This is a genomic window from Azotobacter beijerinckii (genome assembly GCF_900110885.1).
GTDB classification, from domain to species: Bacteria; Pseudomonadota; Gammaproteobacteria; order Pseudomonadales; family Pseudomonadaceae; genus Azotobacter; species Azotobacter beijerinckii.
This window is the reverse complement of record NZ_FOFJ01000018.1, coordinates 38947-58511: the sequence shown is the minus strand read 5'-3', so window position 1 is coordinate 58511 and position 19565 is coordinate 38947. Positions and strand designations below refer to the sequence as shown.

18 protein-coding genes are annotated in these 19565 nt (G+C 67.0%); 3 read left to right on the top strand and 15 right to left on the bottom strand.

The annotated features are described in order from the left end of the window. Positions 1 to 190 precede the first annotated feature (190 nt). Complete coding sequence (rne, locus tag BMY22_RS11220; protein WP_090622036.1) at positions 191 to 3682, top strand: ribonuclease E; 3492 nt, start codon at positions 191 to 193, stop codon at positions 3680 to 3682. Between the two features lie 111 nt (positions 3683 to 3793). Here rne and murB read toward each other — a convergent pair whose 3' ends face one another. From murB to BMY22_RS11180, 8 genes are all read right to left on the bottom strand, one after another. Beyond that, positions 3794 to 4813, bottom strand: coding sequence for a UDP-N-acetylmuramate dehydrogenase (murB, locus tag BMY22_RS11215; protein ID WP_090621995.1), 1020 nt, complete (start codon positions 4811 to 4813; stop codon positions 3794 to 3796). Next, positions 4810 to 5274 carry a low molecular weight protein-tyrosine-phosphatase gene (locus BMY22_RS11210; protein WP_090621993.1) on the bottom strand — a complete coding sequence of 155 codons (465 nt, stop codon included), beginning with the start codon at positions 5272 to 5274 and terminating at the stop codon, positions 4810 to 4812. The genes murB and BMY22_RS11210 overlap by 4 nt, the downstream gene beginning before the upstream one ends. Next, complete coding sequence (gene kdsB, locus BMY22_RS11205; RefSeq protein ID WP_090621992.1) at positions 5274 to 6038, bottom strand: 3-deoxy-manno-octulosonate cytidylyltransferase; 765 nt, start codon at positions 6036 to 6038, stop codon at positions 5274 to 5276. The genes BMY22_RS11210 and kdsB overlap by 1 nt, the downstream gene beginning before the upstream one ends. Further along, entirely contained in the window at positions 6035 to 6220 is a 186-nt protein-coding gene (locus BMY22_RS11200) for a Trm112 family protein (RefSeq protein WP_039805419.1), read from the bottom strand. The genes kdsB and BMY22_RS11200 overlap by 4 nt, the downstream gene beginning before the upstream one ends. Before the next feature lie 60 nt (positions 6221 to 6280). Beyond that, a complete protein-coding gene (gene lpxK / locus BMY22_RS11195) occupies positions 6281 to 7282 on the bottom strand; it encodes a tetraacyldisaccharide 4'-kinase (protein ID WP_090621990.1) in 1002 nt (333 codons plus the stop codon). Beyond that, complete coding sequence (locus BMY22_RS11190; protein WP_090621989.1) at positions 7282 to 7710, bottom strand: ExbD/TolR family protein; 429 nt, start codon at positions 7708 to 7710, stop codon at positions 7282 to 7284. Before BMY22_RS11190 ends, lpxK begins: the two co-directional genes overlap by 1 nt. Next, positions 7707 to 8339, bottom strand: coding sequence for a MotA/TolQ/ExbB proton channel family protein (locus tag BMY22_RS11185; RefSeq protein WP_090621987.1), 633 nt, complete (start codon positions 8337 to 8339; stop codon positions 7707 to 7709). Before BMY22_RS11185 ends, BMY22_RS11190 begins: the two co-directional genes overlap by 4 nt. Positions 8340 to 8411: 72 nt before the next feature. Next, positions 8412 to 10622: a DNA internalization-related competence protein ComEC/Rec2 gene (locus BMY22_RS11180; RefSeq protein WP_090622034.1), complete on the bottom strand. Its 2211-nt coding sequence runs from the start codon at positions 10620 to 10622 to the stop codon at positions 8412 to 8414. 139 nt (positions 10623 to 10761) lie between these two features. On the opposite strand from BMY22_RS11180, the gene BMY22_RS11175 reads away from it, so the two are divergent. After that, positions 10762 to 11289, top strand: coding sequence for a DUF2062 domain-containing protein (locus BMY22_RS11175; RefSeq protein ID WP_090621986.1), 528 nt, complete (start codon positions 10762 to 10764; stop codon positions 11287 to 11289). Positions 11290 to 11327: 38 nt separating this feature from the next. Here BMY22_RS11175 and BMY22_RS11170 read toward each other — a convergent pair whose 3' ends face one another. The 3 genes from BMY22_RS11170 to BMY22_RS11160 are packed head-to-tail and all read right to left on the bottom strand — an operon-like array spanning position 11328 to position 14516. Continuing rightward, positions 11328 to 12572: a lipoprotein-releasing ABC transporter permease subunit gene (locus BMY22_RS11170; RefSeq protein ID WP_090621984.1), complete on the bottom strand. Its 1245-nt coding sequence runs from the start codon at positions 12570 to 12572 to the stop codon at positions 11328 to 11330. A gap of 2 nt (positions 12573 to 12574) precedes the next feature. Continuing rightward, positions 12575 to 13273 (bottom strand): lipoprotein-releasing ABC transporter ATP-binding protein LolD, encoded by a 699-nt coding sequence (gene lolD, locus BMY22_RS11165; RefSeq protein WP_090621983.1) that lies wholly within the window; start codon positions 13271 to 13273, stop codon positions 12575 to 12577. After that, a complete protein-coding gene (locus BMY22_RS11160) occupies positions 13266 to 14516 on the bottom strand; it encodes a lipoprotein-releasing ABC transporter permease subunit (RefSeq protein WP_090621981.1) in 1251 nt (416 codons plus the stop codon). The genes lolD and BMY22_RS11160 overlap by 8 nt, the downstream gene beginning before the upstream one ends. Positions 14517 to 14794: 278 nt before the next feature. Between BMY22_RS11160 and BMY22_RS11155 the strand changes: the two genes are divergently transcribed. Continuing rightward, a complete protein-coding gene (locus tag BMY22_RS11155; RefSeq protein ID WP_090621980.1) occupies positions 14795 to 15517 on the top strand; it encodes a glycerophosphodiester phosphodiesterase in 723 nt (240 codons plus the stop codon). A gap of 42 nt (positions 15518 to 15559) precedes the next feature. On the opposite strand, the gene sthA is transcribed toward BMY22_RS11155, so the two are convergent. From sthA to nqrF, 4 genes are all read right to left on the bottom strand, one after another. Beyond that, on the bottom strand, positions 15560 to 16954 hold the full coding sequence (gene sthA / locus BMY22_RS11150) for a Si-specific NAD(P)(+) transhydrogenase (protein ID WP_090621978.1): 1395 nt from the start codon (positions 16952 to 16954) through the stop codon (positions 15560 to 15562). Between the two features lie 129 nt (positions 16955 to 17083). After that, entirely contained in the window at positions 17084 to 17317 is a 234-nt protein-coding gene (gene nqrM / locus BMY22_RS11145) for a (Na+)-NQR maturation NqrM (protein WP_090621977.1), read from the bottom strand. Further along, a complete protein-coding gene (locus tag BMY22_RS11140; RefSeq protein ID WP_208599267.1) occupies positions 17314 to 18288 on the bottom strand; it encodes an FAD:protein FMN transferase in 975 nt (324 codons plus the stop codon). The genes nqrM and BMY22_RS11140 overlap by 4 nt, the downstream gene beginning before the upstream one ends. Positions 18289 to 18340: 52 nt before the next feature. Further along, positions 18341 to 19564 carry an NADH:ubiquinone reductase (Na(+)-transporting) subunit F gene (nqrF, locus tag BMY22_RS11135; RefSeq protein WP_090621975.1) on the bottom strand — a complete coding sequence of 408 codons (1224 nt, stop codon included), beginning with the start codon at positions 19562 to 19564 and terminating at the stop codon, positions 18341 to 18343. Position 19565 lies beyond the last annotated feature (1 nt).

The following is a 19565-nucleotide window of genomic DNA, read 5'->3' as shown; positions in this document are numbered from 1 at the left end:
TCCTCCTCCTGATTGATTGCTTTCTGCCACAACAGTAAGCAGGAGACGTAGTCGCAACTCCGGCCACCAGCCAAACGTTGCTCGACACGGGAACGGACGACAACCTTTCCTGAAACGCCCCTGTCACCGACCGCGAGAGTCGTGTGTGCCGAACGCCGTTTCCGGCAGCCCGGAAACCAAACGGTACTACATGAAAAGAATGCTGATTAACGCAACTCAACCCGAGGAGTTGCGTGTTGCCTTGGTCGACGGCCAACGTCTCTACGACCTGGACATCGAGTCGGGCGCCCGTGAGCAGAAGAAGGCCAATATCTACAAAGGCCGCATCACCCGTGTCGAGCCCAGCCTCGAGGCGGCATTCGTCGACTTTGGCGCCGAGCGCCACGGCTTTCTCCCCCTCAAGGAAATTTCCCGCGAATACTTCAAGAAGACCCCTGAAGGTCGCATCAACATCAAGGAAGTGCTCTCCGAAGGCCAAGAAGTCATCGTTCAGGTCGAGAAGGAAGAGCGCGGCAACAAGGGCGCCGCACTGACCACCTTCATCAGCCTCGCCGGTCGCTATCTGGTGCTGATGCCGAACAATCCGCGCGCCGGCGGCATCTCCCGGCGCATCGAGGGCGAGGAGCGCAACGAACTGCGCGAAGCGCTGAACGGCCTCGACGTGCCCGGTGACATGGGCCTGATCGTGCGCACTGCCGGTCTCGGCCGCTCCAGCGAAGAGCTGCAGTGGGACCTCAACTACCTGGCCCAGCTGTGGACTGCGATCAAGGAAGCCTCGCTGGACCGCTCGGCCCCCTTCCTGATCTACCAGGAATCCAACGTCATCATCCGGGCGATCCGCGACTATCTGCGCCAGGACATCGGCGAGGTGCTGGTCGACAGCATCGAGGCCCAGGAAGAGGCCCTGAGCTTCATCCGTCAGGTGATGCCACAGTACCAGAGCAAGATCAAGCTCTACGAAGACAGCGTACCGCTGTTCAACCGCTTCCAGATCGAGAGCCAGATCGAAACTGCCTTCCAGCGCGAAGTGAAGCTGCCGTCCGGCGGCTCGATCGTCATCGACCCGACCGAAGCCTTGGTGTCCATCGACATCAACTCGGCGCGTGCCACCAAGGGTGGCGATATCGAGGAAACCGCGCTGCAGACCAACCTGGAGGCGGCGGAAGAGATCGCCCGCCAGCTGCGCCTGCGCGATATCGGCGGGCTGATCGTCATCGACTTCATCGACATGACCCCCGCGAAGAACCAGCGCGCCGTGGAAGATCGCATGCGCGAGTGCCTGGAAGCCGACCGCGCGCGCGTGCAGATCGGCCGCATCTCGCGCTTCGGCCTGCTGGAAATGTCCCGTCAGCGCCTGCGTCCGTCCCTCGGCGAAACCAGCGGCATCGTCTGCCCGCGCTGCAACGGACAGGGCATCATCCGCGACGTCGAGTCGCTATCCCTGGCGATCCTGCGCCTGATCGAGGAAGAGGCCCTGAAGGACCGTACCGCCGAGGTCCGCGCCCAGGTGCCGATCCCGGTCGCCGCCTTCCTGCTCAACGAGAAGCGCAACTCCATCACCAAGATCGAGCTGCGTAGCCGCGTGCGCATCGTCATCCTGCCGAGCGATCACTTGGAAACGCCGCACTTCGAAGTGCAGCGCCTGCGCGACGACAGCCCCGAGGTGCAAAGCGCTCAGTCGAGCTATGAAATGACCCCGGCGGAAGTGGAAGAGGTCCAACTGGTCAGCTCCACCCGCACCCTGGTGCGCCAGGAGGCGGCGGTCAAGACCGCACCGCAACGCAATGCCCTGGTGCCGGTCCCGGCCGAGCTGCCGGCAGCGCCGGTAGCAGCCCCTTACCCGGCCTTGGAACTCAATCTGTTCAAAGGACTGGTGAAATCGCTGGTCAGCCTGTTCGCCGGCAAGGAGACCGTCAAACCCGTCGCGGCCGAAAAACTGGTCGAGGAACGCCTCTCGCGCAGCAGCGAAGAACGCCGCAGCAGCCGCCAGCAGAACCGCCGCCGCGAGGGCCGCAACGGCCGCGACGAGGAGCGCAAGCCGCGCGAGGAACGCCAAGTTCGCGAAGAGCGCGTACCGCGCCTGCCCCGCGAGGAGCGCCCCGCGCGCGAAGAGCGCCAGCCCGTCGAAATCGTGGAAACCCGTGAGCCACGGGAACCGCGCGAGCTGCGAGAAGGCCGTCGCGAGCGTCCGCCCCGCGAAGAGCGCGCTCCGCGCGAGGAACGCCAGCCCGCCGAAACCGTGGAAGCCCACGAGCCGCGGGAGTCACGTGAACCGCGCGAGCCCCGGGAGGGCCGTCGCGAGCGTCCGCCCCGCGAGGAGCGCCGCCGCGAGCTGCGCGAACCGCTCGACGTCCAGGAAAGCCCGCGGGAGGAGCGTCCTGCCCGTCCGCCGCGCGAGGAGCAGCCCCAACGGGAAGAGCGTCAGCTGCGGGAAGAGCGCCCTGCCCGCCCCCCGCGTGAGGAGCAACCCCAGCGGGAAGAGCGTCAGCTGCGGGAAGAACGCCCGCCGGTCGAGCTGAAGGCTCTCGAGGAAGAAGCTCTGCCCAGCGAGGAAGTCCAGGAGCAGGAAGAAGAGCTGGAGACCAGCGGCGAGGAGCGCCCCCGCCGCCGCTCCCGCGGCCAGCGTCGCCGCAGCAATCGTCGCGAGCGCCAGCGCGACAGCCAGGGCAACGAGATCGAGGGCGGCGAAGAAAGCGAAGCCGCAACCGCTGCGGCAGTCGTCGCCACGGCCGCCGTTGCCATCGCTGCGCAGAGCCAGGCTGATGAGGGACTCGCCACGGAAGTCCCCGCCAACATCGCTCCGCCCACCCAGCAGCCCGCCGCCCTGGAAAGCGAAGCGCCCAGCGAGAGCGTTGCCGCCACTCCCGACGTCGAGGTCCGACCAGCAGAGGCTCCGACGGTCGCTTTACCGGTCGAGCAGCCGCAACCCGTCAAGGTCGAGGAGCCGGTAGCCAGCGTGAGCGAAGCGCCGCAAGCATCCCCGCTGCCAGCCGCGGAGTCCGCCCCGGTCGCCGAGACGCAGGCCGAAGCGCCACGCAGCACGGCCCGCGCCGCCAACGACCCGCGCGAGGTCCGTCGTCGCCAACGCGAGGCCGCCGAGGCGCAAGCCAGGCAGGCTGAAGCCACACTGGCCTTGGAAACGCCCATCGCTACGGAAGCGCCGGCCATCGAGATGCAGGCCGAAGCTGAACCCGCCGCCGAAACCGCTGCACAGGCAGAAGCCGCGCCGGAAAGGATCGAGGTCCCGCTTGAGCAGTTCCCGGCTGTAAACGAAGCCCTCCCCGCGACAGCAGAACCGATCGACGCGCCGAGCGAGCAGGTTCAGCCCGAGCCTGCACCTCCCGCCGCCACTTCGGAGCCGGTCGAGGCCCCGTTCGAACTGGCCCAGCCGGAAATCCAGGCGCCCGTCGCCGTAGAGGAAGCGGTCGACATTCCGTTCGAACAACCGGCCCAACTGCTGGACGAACACTCCGAGGTTCGGAAAGAGCAGCAAATGCTCGACCTCCAGCCGACAGCCGAGCAGTCGATCGAGGCGGAAATCGCGCCCGAAGCGGAAAGCAAAGCGGCGGCGGCCGAGCCTCCGAGCGAGGAAGCTGGTGAGGCGACCTCGGAAGCCGAAGCCAAGGACGAAAGCAGAAGGCCGAAGCCGGCCGACAAGCAGGATGATCAGACGGCCAACTGAGGCCGAAAACCTTGGACCGGCTTTCGGGCCGGTCCGCAACGAAAAAGGGGATGCGCTGCATCCCCTTTTTCGTTTTCGTGAGCGGTGCCGAGCGCCACCCGAGCCCCGTGCTCAAATCACGCCGGGCTCGATCTCCAGATGCACGCCGAAGCGCCTCTCGATGTCTTCACAGATGCGTTCGGCCAGTCCCAGCAGCTGCCTGCCGCTGGCCCGGCCATGGTTGACCAGCACCAGCGCCTGCAAGCGATGTACGCCGGCATCGCCGTCGCGATACCCTTTCCAGCCGGCCCGCTCGAGCAGCCAGCCGGCTGCCAGCTTCACCGTGCCATTGCCCTGCGGATAGGCAATCAGATCCGGATATTCGACGCGCAGGCGCTCGGCCTGTTCGGCGGAGACCAGCGGATTCTTGAAGAAGCTGCCGGCATTGCCCAGTACGGCGGGGTCGGGGAGCCTCTCCCGGCGGATGGCGCAGATCGCCCGGCTGACGTCCAGAGGCGTCGGCGATACCACGCCCTGTTCCGCCAGCCACTGGCGCACCGGACCGTAGTCCAGATGCAACTGCGGCGCACGCTGCAGCGCGAAACGCACACTCAGGATCAGCCAGCGCCCGGCCTGGCGCTTGAACACACTGTCGCGGTAGCCGAAAGCGCACTCCTCGCGGCCGAACTCGCGCAGCTCGCCGCTCTGCCGGTCGAGAGCGACCAGACCGGCACACACGTCCTTGATCTCCACGCCATAGGCACCGATGTTCTGCATCGGCGCAGCCCCCACGGTGCCGGGAATCAGGCTGAGGTTCTCCAGCCCCGCCAGCCCCAGTTCCAGGGTATGCAGCACGAAGGGATGCCAGGGCTCGCCCGCCTCTGCCTCGATCAGCACCCGCTCGCCATCATCGGCCAGCACTCGCACGCCACGGCTGGCCATGCGCAGCACCAGCGCCTCGACATCGCGGGTCAGCAGCAGGTTGCTGCCGCCGCCCAGCACCAGCAGCGGCAGGCCGCGCGCGGCGGCCAATGCCAGCGCCTCACGCACCTCGGCTTCATCATGGGCCTCAGCGAACAGCCGGGCCCGCGCCTCGAGAGCGAAGGTGTTGAATGACTTGAGGGAAATGTCTTCCTGTAGCTGCAGGCTCACAGATGCCTCCGGATCTCGGCGAGCAGTTCGTCACTGGCGCGCTCGAGCAGATCGAGCACCCGCTCGAAGCCCTCTTCGCCACCGTAATAGGGATCCGGGACCTCATCCTCCTCCAGCGCGTAGCGACGCAGGTAAAGGTCCAGCTCCGCCTGGGAATTTCCCGGGCGCATGGCCTGCAGGTCCCGCAGGTTGCTGCGGTCCATGGCGAGAATCAGGTCGAAGCGGGAGAAGTCCTCCCGACAGACCTGGCGGGCGCGCAGGGCATCCAGATCGTAGCCACGCAGGCGGGCCGCCTGGCGGGTACGGACATCCGGCGCCTTGCCGACATGCCAGTCGCCGGTGCCGGCCGAGTCGATGTGAATGCGCTCCTCCAGCCCGGCCGCGCGCACCCGCTGGCGGAACACTCCCTCGGCGGTGGGCGAGCGGCAGATGTTGCCGAGACAGACGAACAGGATGCGCATCAGGCCCCCAGCAGGCGCCGCACGCGCTCCAGGTCTTCCGGGGTGTCCACACCGGCCGGCGGCGCCTCCAGGGCGTCGGCCACATGGATGCGTACGCCATGCCAGAGTGCACGCAGCTGCTCCAGGCTTTCGACGTTTTCCAGCCAGCATGGGCCCCAGGCGACGAAGTCGCGGAGAAAGCCCGCACGATAGGCATAGATGCCGATGTGCCGGCGGTAGGGCACACCGGCCGGCAGCTGTTCGCGGCTGGCGGCGAAGGCGTCCCGTGCCCAGGGCAGCGGCGCGCGGCTGAAGGTCAGGGCCAGGCCGTGGACGTCGCTGGCGACCTTCACCACGTTGGGATTGAACAGGGCCTCGGTGCTGTCGATCGGCTCGGCCAGGGTGGCGATGGCTGCCTCCGGGTGGGCCGCCAGGTTTTCCGCCACCTGATCGATGATTGCCGGTGGAATCAGCGGCTCGTCGCCCTGCACGTTGACCACGATGGCATCGTCGGCCAGCCCGAGCCGGTCGGCCACCTCGGCCAGCCGGTCGGTCCCGGAATTGTGCTCGATGCGGGTCAGCAGCACTTCGGCACCGAAGCCCCGGCAGGCCGCCTCGATGCGCGCATCGTCGGTGGCCACCACCACCCGCTCGGCCCCGCTCCGGCAAGCCTGCTCCCAGACATGCCGGATCATCGGCTTGCCGGCAATGTCCTGCAATGGCTTGCCCGGCAGCCGGCTGGAGGCATAGCGGGCCGGGATCACCACGCTGAAGGCGTTGCTCATTTGTCCAGACGCTCGTCGACGTTGAGGGTACGGGCCTCGCCTTCCAGCATCACCGGGATGCCGTCGCGTACCGGGAAGGCCAGGGCGTCGGCTTTGCAGATCAGCTCGGACTTGTCGTCGGCCAGCTTCAGCGGCCCCTTGCAGATCGGGCAGGCGAGAATGTCGAGTAGTTTCGGGTCCATGGTGAAATCCTGGGAGGGCAATGGAAAGCCGGCGGCACGCGCCTGACCGATGCCGGGCGCTCAGCGCGACGCCAGCAGGCGGTCTAGGGCCGCATCGAACCAGTCGGCGAAGGCTGGCGAAGGCACGGCATCGACAGCCAGATACCAGCAATCGGCAGGAGCGAAGGCACGGCATTTCACCGCATCCTTTTCCGTCATCACCACCGGCAGCGCAGGGCTGAAACGCAGCTGCTCCGCGCGGTAGCGGGCGTGGTCGGCGAAGGCGTGCGGAATCGGCCGCCAGTGTAGCGCCTCGAGCGTGGCGAAGAAACGCCGGGGATTGCCGATGCCGGCCAGCGCATGCAGGGCCGTACCGGGCGGAAAGTGGTCCAGCGGCCGGCGTTCGCCGCTGGCCAGATGAACCAGGGCGCTGGGCTGGAGGGTAAAGCCGTAGCCGCCCGGCGGATCCTCGCCGGCGCCGTTGTGGAGCACCGCGTCCACGCCGGCCAGCCGTTCGACCGGCTCGCGCAGGGGGCCGGCCGGCAGGCAGTGGCGATTGCCAAGACCGCGCGAGGCGTCGATCAAGACCAGTTCCAGGTCGCGGGCCAGCCGGTAGTGCTGCAGACCGTCGTCGCAGAGGATGAGATCGAGGGCCTGGGCCTCGAGCAACGCCCGCACGGCCCGCGGACGATCCGGGTCGATCGCCAGCGGCACGCCGCTGCGCTGGACGATCAGCAGCGGCTCGTCGCCGGCCTGCTCGGCCGACTGCTCGGCGGCGACCCGCCAGGGCAGGTACGGCGGCTTGGCGCCGTAGCCGCGACTGACCACCCCGACCCGCAGACCACGGCGTCGGCAGGCCTCGATCAGCCAGAGAATCAGCGGGGTCTTGCCGGTGCCGCCGACAGTGATGTTGCCGACCACCACGATGGGCACCGGCGCCCGGTAGATATCGCCCTCGCCGCGCAGAAAGCGCTCCCAGCGCCGCCGCACCACGCGGCGGAACAGCGCTTCCAGCGGGCGCAGCAAGACCAGGGCGGGATGGTCGCGGTACCAGGCGTCGAGCAGACGGTCGGCGCAGACCATCAGGGCGCCGCCTGAGCCTCGGCCGTGGTGATACGCAGGCGGGAGAAACCGAGCTTGCCGGCGGCATCCATGGCGGTGATGACCGCCTGATGGGGGGTCTTGCCATCGGCACTGATGACCAGCGGCAGACTGTTGTCGCCGCCCGACTCCTTCTGCAGGGCCCGCATCAGGCTGTCCAGGTCGCTGCTGATCAGCGCCTGGCCGTTCAGCGAGTAGCTGCCGTCGACGTCGATCAGCACCTCCAACCGCTTCGGCTCGGCGCCCTCGGGCGGCGTGCCGCTGACGGCCTCCGGCAGATCGACCTTGAGCTGGGTTTCGCGGGTGAAGGTCGTGGTGACCACGAAGAACAGCAGCAGGATGAACACGACATCGATCAGGGAAGCCAGATTGATCTCGACATTCTCCCGCAGTTTGCGCCGGAACTTCACACCTTGCCCCCGTTGAGGTCGACTTCGCGATCGCCCTGCAGCACCTCCACCAGCTTGATCGCCTCCTGCTCCATGCCGACCACCAGCTCGTCGACACGACGCTGCAGGTAGCGGTGGAAAAACAGCGCGGGGATCGCCACGAACAGACCGGCGGCGGTGGTGATCAACGCCGTGGCGATACCGCCGGCGAGCTGCGAGGCATTGGCCATGCCGGAGCCCATGAAGCTGCCGAAGATCTCGATCATGCCCAGCACGGTACCGAGCAGGCCGAGCAGCGGCGCGATGCCGGCAATGGTGCCGAGGGCATTGAGATAGCGCTCCAGGTCGTGAATGACGCGGGCCGCCGCTTCCTCGATGCATTCCTTCATGACCTCCCGGCCATGCTTGGAGTTGGCCAGCCCCGCCGCGAGGATCTGCCCCAGCGGGGAATCCGCACGCAACTCCTTGAGCTTGTCGCTGTTCAGCTGCTTGTCCTGGATCCAGCGCCAGACCTGTCCGAGCAGGTGCGCCGGGGTGATCCGGCTCGGCCGCAGGGTCCAGAGGCGCTCGACGATGATGGCGAGGGCAACGATGGAGCAGAGAATGATCGGCAGCATTATCCAGCCGCCCGCTTTGACAAGCTCCCACACGGTGGCGAATCCCCTTGAAAAAAGTGGCGCAACTCTAGCACAGGCGTACCCGCTCGCCGACGGCCGCCGTTCTCATTTTTCCCGCCAGAAGCGGGGCTCTTCGCGTAGCCCACGTGCCCGGCCCCAGTCCCCCAGGCGGAACTGCAGGGCGCCCTGACGGGCGGTGTCGTAGATCGCTGCCGGCAGGTCCCGGTAGCGCGCCACGACCTCCGGGTGCGGGTGGCCGAAGGCATTGTTCCAGCTGCGTGAGATCAGCATCGCGCGCGGCGCCAAGGCTTCGAGCAGGGCCCGGGAAGACGAGCCGCGGCTGCCGTGGTGCGGTGCCAGCAGCCAGTCGGCGCGCCACTCGGGATGACTGTCGAGCAGCGCCCTCTCGGCCGCGACGTCGATATCGCCGGTCAGCAGCAGGCGCTCGCCGCCGGCCTTCACCAGCAGCACGCAGGATGCCTGATTGCCGTCCTGCGCAGCCCCCCAGCGCCAGGTGGCGAAACGCACGCCGTCCCATTGCCACTCCCGGCTGGCACAAGGGCGGGCGGCGAGCGCCGCCGGCAGTGCCTGTGCCTCGCCGGAGACGACCTCCCCCAGCGGCAGACCATTCTGCACAGCCAGGGCACCGCCGGCATGGTCGCCGTCGGCATGGCTGAGCAGCAGGCCATCCAGGCGGGTCACGCCAAGACTGCGCAGCGAAGGCAGCACCACCCGCTCGCCCAGGTCGAAATCGTCGACGCGCGGCCCGGCGTCGTAGAGCAGGGCATGCTCGCGGGTGCGCAGGAGCACGGCCAGCCCCTGGCCGACGTCCAGCAGCCAGATATCGGCCCGACCGGGCGGAACCCGCTCCTCGGGCGGAAAGCCCAAGGGCAGCAGCAGCGCCAGCCCCAGGGCGCGCAGCGGCACCCCGGCCGGCAGGAGAATCAGCAGGGTCCCCAACCCTGCCAGCAGCCAGGCCCAGAATGGCACCGTCTGGGGAAGCCAGGCCGGCACGATGGCAGCCATCTCGCCGAGCAGCCAGAAAAGTGCCGCCAACAAGGCACCGGCCATCTGGAGAAGGACCTCGCCCAGTACCGGCAGGGGCAACAGCAGGGTTCCGAGCAACGCCAGCGGTACCACCGCAAGGCCGACCCAGGGCCCCGCGACCAAGTTGGCCAGCGGACCGCTGAGACTGATCGGCAGCCCCAGGGCCAGCAGCAGCGGCAACAGCCCCAGCGCGATGGTCCACTGGGCCCGCCACCAGGTCTGCGCCCACGACCAGGCCCCCAGGCGGCCGCCGAACGCCAGGGCAAGGATCGCCACTGCGGCGAACGACAGCCAGAACCCAGGCTGCAGGCTGGCCAGCGGCTCGAGCAGCAGCACCCCGTCCAACGCCAGCAGCAGGGGCAGCCAGAGCCCCAGATGGCGGAAGCGCAGGCGCCAGAGCAGCACCACCGCGACCATCGCGCAGGCACGCTGCACCGGCACCCCGAAACCGGCCAGCCAGCCATAGCCCAAAGCCGCGGCGAAGGCCAGGCCACAGGCCCAAGGCAGCCAGGGCAGACGCCGCGGCCACAGGCCGTGACGCGCCAGCCAAGCGACCAACCCATAGACCAGGCCGGCGAGCAGGGCGACATGCTGGCCGGAGATCACCATCAGATGCACGGTGCCGGTATCCTGCAGCAGGCGCCAGTCCGCCGCGCTCAGCCCGGAGGCATCGCCCACCACCAGTGCGGCGATAGCACCCGCGCGGCCGTAGGCATCGACCTGTCGCAGGCGCTGGCGCAGTTCGTCGCGCCAGCCGTCGGCAACGCCCGGCGGACCGAGGCGCTCCCCCGCCTTCACCGTACCGCTGGCACCGATACGCTGCGCCAGCAGCCAGGCCTCGTAATCGAATCCCTGGGGATTGACCAGACCGCGCGGACGCTTGAGGGCAACGGCCAGGCGCCACCGCTCGCCGGCGCGGATTTCCGGCCCCCCATGCCAGGCCAGACGCAGCCGCCGGGGCAACTCGGCCCGCCGGGACCACACCTCTTCCAGCTGGAAGCGCAGCGTGCCGTCGGCCCTCTCCGGCAGGCCGACTACCTGCCCCTCCAGCCACAGGGTGCGCCCGTCGAGTTCGGCAGGCAGGCGTCCCTCCAGCGCCCAGTGCGCCGACAGGCAGGCCCAGCCCAGACCGAGGAGGAAAAGCGCCGGCGGATAACGGCGAAACCACAGGCAGGCCAGTCCGCCCAGCAGCAACACCGACCACAGCCACCAGGGCGGCAGGGCCGGAAGAAAACGCAGGACGAGCAGGCCTGCCGCGAGCGCCAACATCCCTGTGCGCAGCATTCGAGACGACTCCGTAATTCGTGCAGTCCATCGAGACGAGCGGCGGCTTGCCGGTAGGCGATACCTGCAGCAGGCCATCATCAATATGTGATAATACTGGCGCTTCAAACTGCCGAGTGTCGCCATGCCCCGTCGCATCTTTAAGCGCTACATGCCACATCCGGATAGCATCAGGGAACACAAGTCCCTGCGCTTTTTGGGAAGCTTGATCCACGACCCCAACCTCTGGCATCTGAACCGCCGCTCGGTGTCGCGGGCCATGCTCGCCGGCCTGTTCAGCGCCTTCATCCCGCTCCCGATGCAGATGCTCCTCGCTGCCAGCCTGGCCATCCCGCTGCGGGCCAACCTGCCGATTTCCATCGGCCTGGTCTGGCTGACCAATCCCCTCACCATGCCGCCGGTGTTCTACTGCACCTACAAGGTCGGCAGCTGGGCCCTGAACATACCGCCGCTGACGCTACCCAGCGAGCTGACCATGGACTGGATCAGCGAGCGGCTGGTCACCCTGTGGGAGCCGATTCTGGTCGGCTCGTTCATCACCGGAATCGTGCTCGGCATCGTCGGCTACTTCGCGACCATGCTGTTCTGGCGCTGGTGGGTCCGCCACAACTGGCGGAAACGCCAGGAAAGACGACGCAAACCCGCACTCTGAAACAGCCGCGCGGCGCAAGCCTGCGCGGCACGGTCCGCTCACTCGTAGCGCAGGGCCTCGGCCGGCTGGGTGCGGGCGGCCCGCCAGGACGGATAGAGGGTGGCGAGAAAGCTCAGCACGAAGGCCGCCGTGCAGACCAGCGCCACATCCAGCGCCTGCAGGTCGGACGGCAGGTAACTGACGAAATAGATGTCCGAACTGAGGATCTGCCGGCCGCTGACCGACTCCAGCCAGGCGATCAGCGCGCTGACGTTCAACGCCGCGATCACCCCCAGCACGGCCCCGGCCAAGGTGCCGAGCGCCCCGATCACCGTGCCCTGGACCATGAAGATCGCCATGATCTGTCCCGGCGTGGCGCCCAATGTGCGCAAGATGGCGATATCTGCTCCCTTGTCGGCAACCACCATGATCAGCGTGGCGACGATGTTGAACGCCGCCACCGCGACGATCAGCAGCAACAGCAGGCCGATCATGGTCTTCTCCATCTTCATGGCGCTGAACAGGCTGCCTTGGGTCTGGGTCCAGTCGACGGCGCGATAGCCCGCACCAAGCTCCCCAACGATCCCCGCCGCCACCTGCGGCGCTTGGTACAGATCCTTCAGCGCCAGGCGTACGCTCTGCACCTGTCCGGGCTGCCAGCGCATCAGCTGCGCCGCGTCGGCGGCGTGGATCAGCGCCAGCGAGCCGTCCAGCTCGGCGCCGATCTTGAACACCCCGACCACGTTGAGACGCTGCATGCGGGGGGTGATGCTGCCCGAGCTGTCGTTCAGCTCGGGGATGATCAAGGTCAGCTTGTCGCCGACCTGCAGGCCGAAGCGCCGCGCGGTGATCTCGCCGATGACCACGCCGAACTCGCCGGGCGCCAGGTCGGCCAGACGCCCCTCCTGCAGATGGGCGGCGACGATGGAGACCTTCGGCTCCTCCTGCGGGTCGACGCCCTGGATCTGGATCGGCTGCATCGCCCCTTTGTAGGAGAGCATCCCCTCCAGTTCGGTGAGCGGCGCCGCAGCCCGCACCTCCGGGTGCTCCTGCACCGTCCTGGCCAGGGCGCGCCAGTCGTCCAGCGGCTGCACACCCGCGATGGCGGCATGCGGCACCATGCCGAGGATTCGCAAACTCATCTCCTTCTGGAAACCGTTCATCACCGAAAGCACCACGATCATCGCCAGCACGCCGAGGGCGAGGCCGATCATCGAGGTCAGCGAAATGAAGGAGATGTAGTGGTTGCGCCGCTTGGCCCGGGTGTAGCGGGCACCGATGAAAACCGCCAGGGGACGAAACATGCTCACTCCGCGACCAGTCGACCGTCTTCGAGACGCAACACCCGGTCCATCTGCCGGGCCAGCTGAAGATCGTGGGTCACCACCAGAAAGGCCGTGCGCAGAGAGGTACTGAGCTCCAGCATCAGCTCCTGGATGCCCTGGGCGGTGTGCTGATCGAGGTTGCCGGTCGGCTCGTCGAGCAGCACCAGGCCCGGCCGATTGGCCAGGGCGCGGGCGATCGCCACGCGCTGGCGCTCGCCGCCGGAAAGCTCCGCCGGCTTGTGGTTGAGGCGATGCCCCAGACCGACCCGCTCGAGCAGCGTGGCGGCTCGCTGACGCGCCTCGGGGATCGCCACGCGGGCGATCAGGAGCGGCATGCAGACGTTCTCCAGGGCGGTGAACTCCGGCAGCAGATGATGGAACTGGTAGACGAAGCCCAGCGCACGGTTGCGCAGCAAGCCCCGCTCCTTCTCGTTGAGCGCCGAAAGCTCCTCGCCGGCCAGCCAGACGCTGCCCTCGCTGGGCGTGTCCAGGCCGCCGAGCAGGTTGAGCAGGGTGCTCTTGCCGGAGCCCGAGCTGCCGACGATGGCCACCCGCTCGCCCGGATGCAACTCCAGCCCCAGGCCGGAAAGCACCACCACCGACTGCGGACCCTCCTCATAGCGCTTGCCCAGGTTGCGGCAACTGAGAACGGCTCGATCTTTCATGGCAGGGTCACTCATAACGCAAGGCCTCCGCAGGCTGGGTGCGCGCGGCGCGCCAAGCCGGATACAGGGTGGCGAGGAAACTCAGCAGCAGGGCTGCGCCGCAGACCAGCGCCACGTCCTCGCCCATCAGCTGCGAAGGCAGGTAGTCGATGAAATAGACGTCCGCGCTGAGGAACTTGTGGCCCAGCAGTTGTTCGAGGGCCGCGATCCAGCTGCCGATATTGAGCGCGGCGAGAATGCCCAGGGCACCGCCGATCAGGGTGCCGATCACGCCGATCACCGTCCCCTGGACCATGAAGGTCGCCATGATCTGTCCCGGCGTGGCGCCCAGGGTACGCAGAATCGCGATGTCACCCTTCTTGTCGGTGACCACCATGACCAGCGTGGAAATGATGTTGAACGCCGCCACCGCGACGATCAGCAGCAGCAGCAGGCCGATCATGGTCTTTTCCATGCGGATCGCCTGATACAGGTTGCCATGGCTGCGCGTCCAGTCGCGGGCGTAAAAATCCTCGCCGCCCAGGTGCGCGGCGATACTCCAAGCGGTGCGCGGCGCCTGGAACAGGTCGACGAGCTTGAGCCGCAGCCCCTGGACCTGACCGGGCTTCCAGCGATGCAGGCGCGCCAGGTCGTCGAGATGGGTCATGGCCACGGAGCCATCCAGCTCGCCGGCACCGACATGGAAGATCCCCTGCACGGTGAAGCGCTTCATCCGCGGGAACATCCCGGCCGGGGTGACCGTCACCTCGGGGGCGACGAAGGTGACTCGGTCGCCGATGCCGACCCCCAGCTTGGCAGCCGCCCTGTCGCCGATGAGGATGTCGAACTCGCCCGGCCGCAGCGCGGCCAGGCTACCCTGGCGAAAGAAGTCGCCGATGATCGACACCTGCGGTTCGAGCAGGGGGTCGATGGCGTTGATCAGCACCTTCTGCACCTGACCGTTGTGGGTCAGAAGCCCCTGCATCTGGGTGAAGGGCGCCACCGCGACGACCTGGGGATGGACCTGCGCCCGCGCCGCCAGACTGCGCCAGTCGTCGATCGGCACCGGACTTTCGACGGTCGCGTGGGGAACCATGCCGAGCACCCGGGTGCGCATCTCGTGATCGAAGCCGTTCATCACCGACAGCACCAGGATCATCACCAGCACGCCGAGTGCCAGTCCGGTCATCGAGGTCAACGAAATGAAGGAGACGAAATGGTTGCGACGCTTGGCACCCGTGTAACGCATGCCGATGAAGACGGACAGCGGTCTGAACATAGCGGAGAGTCGTTATCGCCGGCGGAAGAGAAGCGCCCCCTGGCGGGGCGGAGAGCCGATCCTAGCTGTTACACTCAGGGCCGGCAGTTGGCCATGGGAGACGCCATGTCGACAGGAAATCGCCGCGCATACTACCGTATCGCGGCGACGGATGGCACCGGAAATTACCCCAGGAGCCGAGGCCGGCGGGGCCTCGCGCACGACCTGCGGGCGTGCTCCCGACAGGCGTTCGCCCCCCTTCAACCACGCAGAGCGAAATCGCTCCGGAAGGAACAATCGTGACCCTCATCTACGGCCATCGCGGCGCCAAGGGCGAAGCCCCGGAAAACACCCTGGTCGGCTTCCAGCGCTGCCTCGAGCATGGCGTGCGACGCTGCGAACTCGATCTGCACCTGTCTCGCGACGGCGAACTGATGGTCATCCACGACCCGACCCTGAAGCGCACCACCGGCCGCCGTGGCAAGGTCAGCGAACAGGATGCCGACGAACTGGCGAGCATCGACGCCCGCCTGGGCGGCCCGGGCTGGATACAGCCCTGCCCCATCCCGCGCCTCGCCGAACTCTTCGAGAAGTGCGACTTCGAACACTGGCAGCTGGAAGTGAAGAGCGCCTCGCGGGTCCGTGCGGCACGCACCGTGACGGCCATCCAGGAACTGGTGGAGCGCTACGGCCTGTTCGAGCGGGTCACCGTGACCTCGAGTTCGCGGGAAGTCCTGCGCGCCCTGCGGCGGCTGACGCCTCGCCTGTCGCGCGGCCTGGTCGCCGAATATGCCTGGCTCGATCCGCTGAAGATCGCTCGCAACCACGGCTGCGAGCTGCTCGCCCTGAACTGGACGCTGTGCACCCCGGAACGCCTGGAGAGAGCACGGCAGATGGGTCTGCAGGTATCGGTATGGACGGTGAACGAACCGGCGCTGATGCGCCGGCTCGCCGATTTCGGAGTGGACAGCCTGATTACAGACTTTCCCGGTTTGGCCATTGCCACCCTTGGGAAAGGTTGAACTCGCCCCCTCCGACCGGCTCAGGCCACCGGTCGGAGCCTCTCAAAAAAGCCGGTTGAGGCCGTCGTACGCCGCCACCCGATAGGCCTCGGCCATGGTCGGGTAGTTGAAGGTGGTGTTGATGAAGTACTTGAGGGTGTTCGCCTCGCCCTTCTGGTTCATGATCGCCTGGCCGATGTGGACGATCTCCGAGGCCTGATAGCCGAAGCAGTGCACGCCGAGGATTTCCAGGGTCTCGCGGTGGAAGAGGATCTTCAGCATGCCCGCCTTCTCGACGGCGATCTGCGCCCGGGCCATGCCCTTGAAGAAGGCCTTGCCGACCTCGTAGGGCACCTTCGCCTGGGTCAGCTCGCGCTCGGTCTTGCCGACCGAACTGATCTCCGGAATGGTGTAGATGCCGGTCGGCACGTCGTCGACGAAGCGCCAGCTGTCGTTTTCCGTGATGCTGCCCGCCGCCGAACGGCCTTGGTCGTAGGCGGCGCTGGCCAGGCTCGGCCAGCCGATCACGTCGCCGGCCGCGTAGATGTTGCCGATGTCCGTACGGTAGTGCTCGTCGACCTGGATCTGCCCGCGGCTGTTGGCCTTGAGACCGATGTTCTCCAGACCCAGCTTGTCGGTGTTGCCGGTACGGCCGTTGCTCCACAGGAAGGCGTCGGCCTTGATCTTCTTGCCGGACTTGAGGTGCAGGATCACCCCGTTGTCCAGCCCCTCGACGCGCTCGTACTCCTCGTTGTGGCGGATCAGCACGTTGTTGTTGCGCAGGTGGTAGCTGAGCGAGTCGGAGATTTCGTCGTCGAGGAAGCTGAGCAGTTGGTCGCGGTTGTCGATGAGGTCGACCAGCACGCCCAGGCCACTGAAGATCGAGGCGTACTCGCAGCCGATGACCCCTGCCCCGTAGATGATCAGCCGGCGCGGGGTGTGGCCGAGGCTGAGGATGGTGTCGCTGTCGTAGATGCGCGGGTGGGTGAAGTCGACGTCGGCCGGACGGTAGGGGCGCGAACCGGTGGCGATGACGAACTGCTTGGCCACCAGTTTCTCCGTCATGCCGTTGAGGTGGACGACCTCGATGGTGTGCTCGTCGCAGAAGCTCGCGGTACCGAAGAAGGTATCGATGCGGTTGCGCGCGTAGTAGCCGGTGCGCGAGGAAACCTGTTTGCTGATGACCTGCTCGGCACTCTTCAGGACGTCGGCGAAGGAGAACCAGCGCGGCTCGCCGATCTGGCGGAACAGCGGGTTGTTGTTGTACTGCATGATCTGCCGCACCGAGTGGCGCAGCGCTTTGGAGGGAATGGTTCCGAGGTGGGTGCAGTTGCCGCCGACCTGGGGGCGCTCATCCACCACCGCCACCTTGCGCCCGGCTTTCACCGCATTCATCGCCGCCCCTTCGCCAGCGGGGCCGGTGCCGATTACCACCACATCGTAGTTATATACAGCCATACTTACTCCTGAAAACGCAGCGGGGCGCCCCCGGCGCGGTTGACGAATTCGTTCGAGCCTGACTGGATACTCCAACACCAGTACTGCCGCTATAGGCCTTTTGGGTATTCCCTCCTTGCCACGGATCGGCTAATCCTTGTTGGCGTCGTAACCCAGAGCGGGCCTGGCCGCCTTGTCACCTCCGGCATTCGCTTCCTCGCACTTGTCCTGATCGCCGCCGCAGATGGGGCAGTCATCCTTCTCGATCCCCAGGTTGGCGATGCCGCCGCAGGAGCCGGCGATAGGCTTGCGCCCCATGATCACGCCGATGGACATACCCAGCACCACCAGCAACATGACGAGAAAAACCAGTAGCCAGGTCATTGCTTGTCTCCTGCACCGAACAACCGGTCGAAGGCCGTGGTGCTCTTGGTGACGAATCCCTGTCCCTCGTGAATCACCAGGAAGGCGGCAATCCCCTGCCGCTCCGCGAAGGCCAGGCCGCGCTCGTCGCCGAGCACCATCAGTATGGTGGACAGACCATCCGCCCGGAGGGCGGAAGGGTCGACGACCGTCGCCGCGGCCAACCGATGGGTGATCGGTGCGCCGGTCTGGGGGTCCACCGTATGGGAGTAACGCCTGCCGCCCTGCTCGAAGAAGTTGCGGTAGTCGCCCGAGGTGGAAACCGCGTAGCCGTCGAGGGCGATGATTTTCTGCGCGACCCGCTCGTTGTCGTGGGGCGCCTCGATGGCGATCCGCCAGGACGTGCCGTCGGGCTTGTGCCCCTTGGCCTTGAGTTCGCCGGTGATTTCCACCAGGTAGCTGTCGACCCCCAGCGCCTCGAGGCGGGCGGCGACCCGATCGACCGCGTAGCCGGCCGCAATGCTGTTGAAATCCACCTGTACCGGAGCGTCCTTGCACAGCTGTTCGCCGTCGATACGCAGATGCCGGTATCCCACGCGCTGACGGGCTTCGGCGATCGCCCCGGCATCCGGTACCCGCTCGCCATGGCCGTGCGGGCCGAAGCCCCAGAGATCGAGCAGGGGGCCGACGGTCAGGTCCAGCGCCCCCTCGCTTTCCACGGAAAGCTGTTCGCCAGCCGCCACCAGCTCGCGCACGGTGGCGGGCATCGGCGCACAGCTACCGGCCGGCAAGGCATTGAAGCGCTCGATATCCGAGTCGGCACGGTAAGTGGAAAGCTGCCGGTCGAGATCCGCCAGGATCGCCTCGGTTTCCCGCTGCAGCGCGTCCTGAGCGGGCGTGCCCCGGTGCTGCACGAACTTCACCGAGTAGGTGCTGCCCATGGTCGGTCCGCCGAAGCTTTCCACCTGCTCGGAGCCCCCGCAGCCCGCCATCGCGGCCGCCAGGGCGACCACGATGGCGGACTTCAGCAGTGCGGAGACCACGCTAACCGCCGAAGTCGTCGAGCAGGATGTTCTCCCGCTCGACGCCCAACTCGAGCAGCATCTTGATCACCGCCGCGTTCATCATCGGCGGGCCGCACATGTAGAACTCGCAGTCCTCGGGCGCCGGATGGTCCTTCAGGTAGTTCTCGTAGAGCACGTTGTGGATGAAGCCGGTCAACCCGCTCCAGTTGTCCTCGGGCTGCGGGTCGGACAGCGCCAGGTGCCACTGGAAGTTCGGGTTCTCCGCCTGCAGCTGGTCGTACTCCTCGACGTAGAAGGCCTCGCGCATCGAGCGCGCGCCGTACCAGAAGCTCATCTTGCGCGTGGATTTCAGGCGCTTGAGCTGGTCGAAGATATGCGAACGCATCGGCGCCATGCCGGCACCACCGCCGATGAATACCATCTCGTTGTCGGTGTCCCGGGCGAAGAACTCGCCGAAGGGGCCGTACACGGTGATCTTGTCGCCCGGCTTGAGGTTGAACACGTACGAAGACATCTTGCCCGGCGGGATGTCGTCGCGGTTCGGCGGCGGCGAAGCGATGCGGATGTTGAACTTGACGAGGCCCCTCTCTTCCGGGTAGTTCGCCATGGAATAGGCGCGGACCGTCGTCTCGTCCACCTTGGAGACGAAGCGCCACATGTTGAACTTGTCCCAGTCGCCGCGGTACTCCTCCTGGATGTCGAAGTCCTTGTAGTTGACCACGTGCGGCGGGCACTCCAGCTGGACGTAGCCGCCGGCGCGGAAGTCCACGCTCTCGCCTTCCGGCAAGCGCAGGGTCAGCTCCTTGATGAAGGTGGCGACGTTGGGATTGGACTCGACGGTGCACTCCCACTTCTTCACGCCGAAGACTTCTTCCGGCACCTCGATCTGCATGTTCTGCTTGACCGGGGTCTGGCAGGACAGGCGCCAGCCTTCCTTGGCCTGGCGACGGGTGAAGTGCGACTCCTCGGTGGGCAGCATCTCGCCGCCGCCCGACTCGACGACGCACTTGCACTGCGCGCAGGTGCCGCCGCCGCCGCAGGCGGAGGACAGGAAGATGTTGTTGGCCGCCAGGGTCTGCAGCAGCTTGCCGCCGGCCGGTACGGTAATGGTGCGCTCGCCGTTGATCTCGATGCTCACGTCGCCGCTGGACACCAGCTTGGCGCGGGCGGCGAGGATGATCACCACCAGCGCCAGCACGATGGCGGTGAACATGCCGATGGCGAGGAATATTTCGTAACTCATC

Coding starts and splice junctions, on each gene's coding strand:
- rne (WP_090622036.1), top strand. CDS start 191: ATGAAAAGAATGCTGATTAACGCAACTCAACCCGAGGAGTTGCGTGTT.
- BMY22_RS11210 (WP_090621993.1), bottom strand. CDS start 5,274: ATGCGCATCCTGTTCGTCTGTCTCGGCAACATCTGCCGCTCGCCCACC.
- kdsB (WP_090621992.1), bottom strand. CDS start 6,038: ATGAGCAACGCCTTCAGCGTGGTGATCCCGGCCCGCTATGCCTCCAGC.
- BMY22_RS11200 (WP_039805419.1), bottom strand. CDS start 6,220: ATGGACCCGAAACTACTCGACATTCTCGCCTGCCCGATCTGCAAGGGG.
- lpxK (WP_090621990.1), bottom strand. CDS start 7,282: ATGGTCTGCGCCGACCGTCTGCTCGACGCCTGGTACCGCGACCATCCC.
- BMY22_RS11180 (WP_090622034.1), bottom strand. CDS start 10,622: ATGTTGGCGCTCGCGGCAGGCCTGCTCGTCCTGCGTTTTCTTCCGGCC.
- BMY22_RS11175 (WP_090621986.1), top strand. CDS start 10,762: ATGCCCCGTCGCATCTTTAAGCGCTACATGCCACATCCGGATAGCATC.
- BMY22_RS11170 (WP_090621984.1), bottom strand. CDS start 12,572: ATGTTTCGTCCCCTGGCGGTTTTCATCGGTGCCCGCTACACCCGGGCC.
- lolD (WP_090621983.1), bottom strand. CDS start 13,273: ATGAGTGACCCTGCCATGAAAGATCGAGCCGTTCTCAGTTGCCGCAAC.
- BMY22_RS11160 (WP_090621981.1), bottom strand. CDS start 14,516: ATGTTCAGACCGCTGTCCGTCTTCATCGGCATGCGTTACACGGGTGCC.
- sthA (WP_090621978.1), bottom strand. CDS start 16,954: ATGGCTGTATATAACTACGATGTGGTGGTAATCGGCACCGGCCCCGCT.
- nqrM (WP_090621977.1), bottom strand. CDS start 17,317: ATGACCTGGCTACTGGTTTTTCTCGTCATGTTGCTGGTGGTGCTGGGT.
- BMY22_RS11140 (WP_208599267.1), bottom strand. CDS start 18,288: ATGGCGGGCTGCGGGGGCTCCGAGCAGGTGGAAAGCTTCGGCGGACCG.
- nqrF (WP_090621975.1), bottom strand. CDS start 19,564: ATGAGTTACGAAATATTCCTCGCCATCGGCATGTTCACCGCCATCGTG.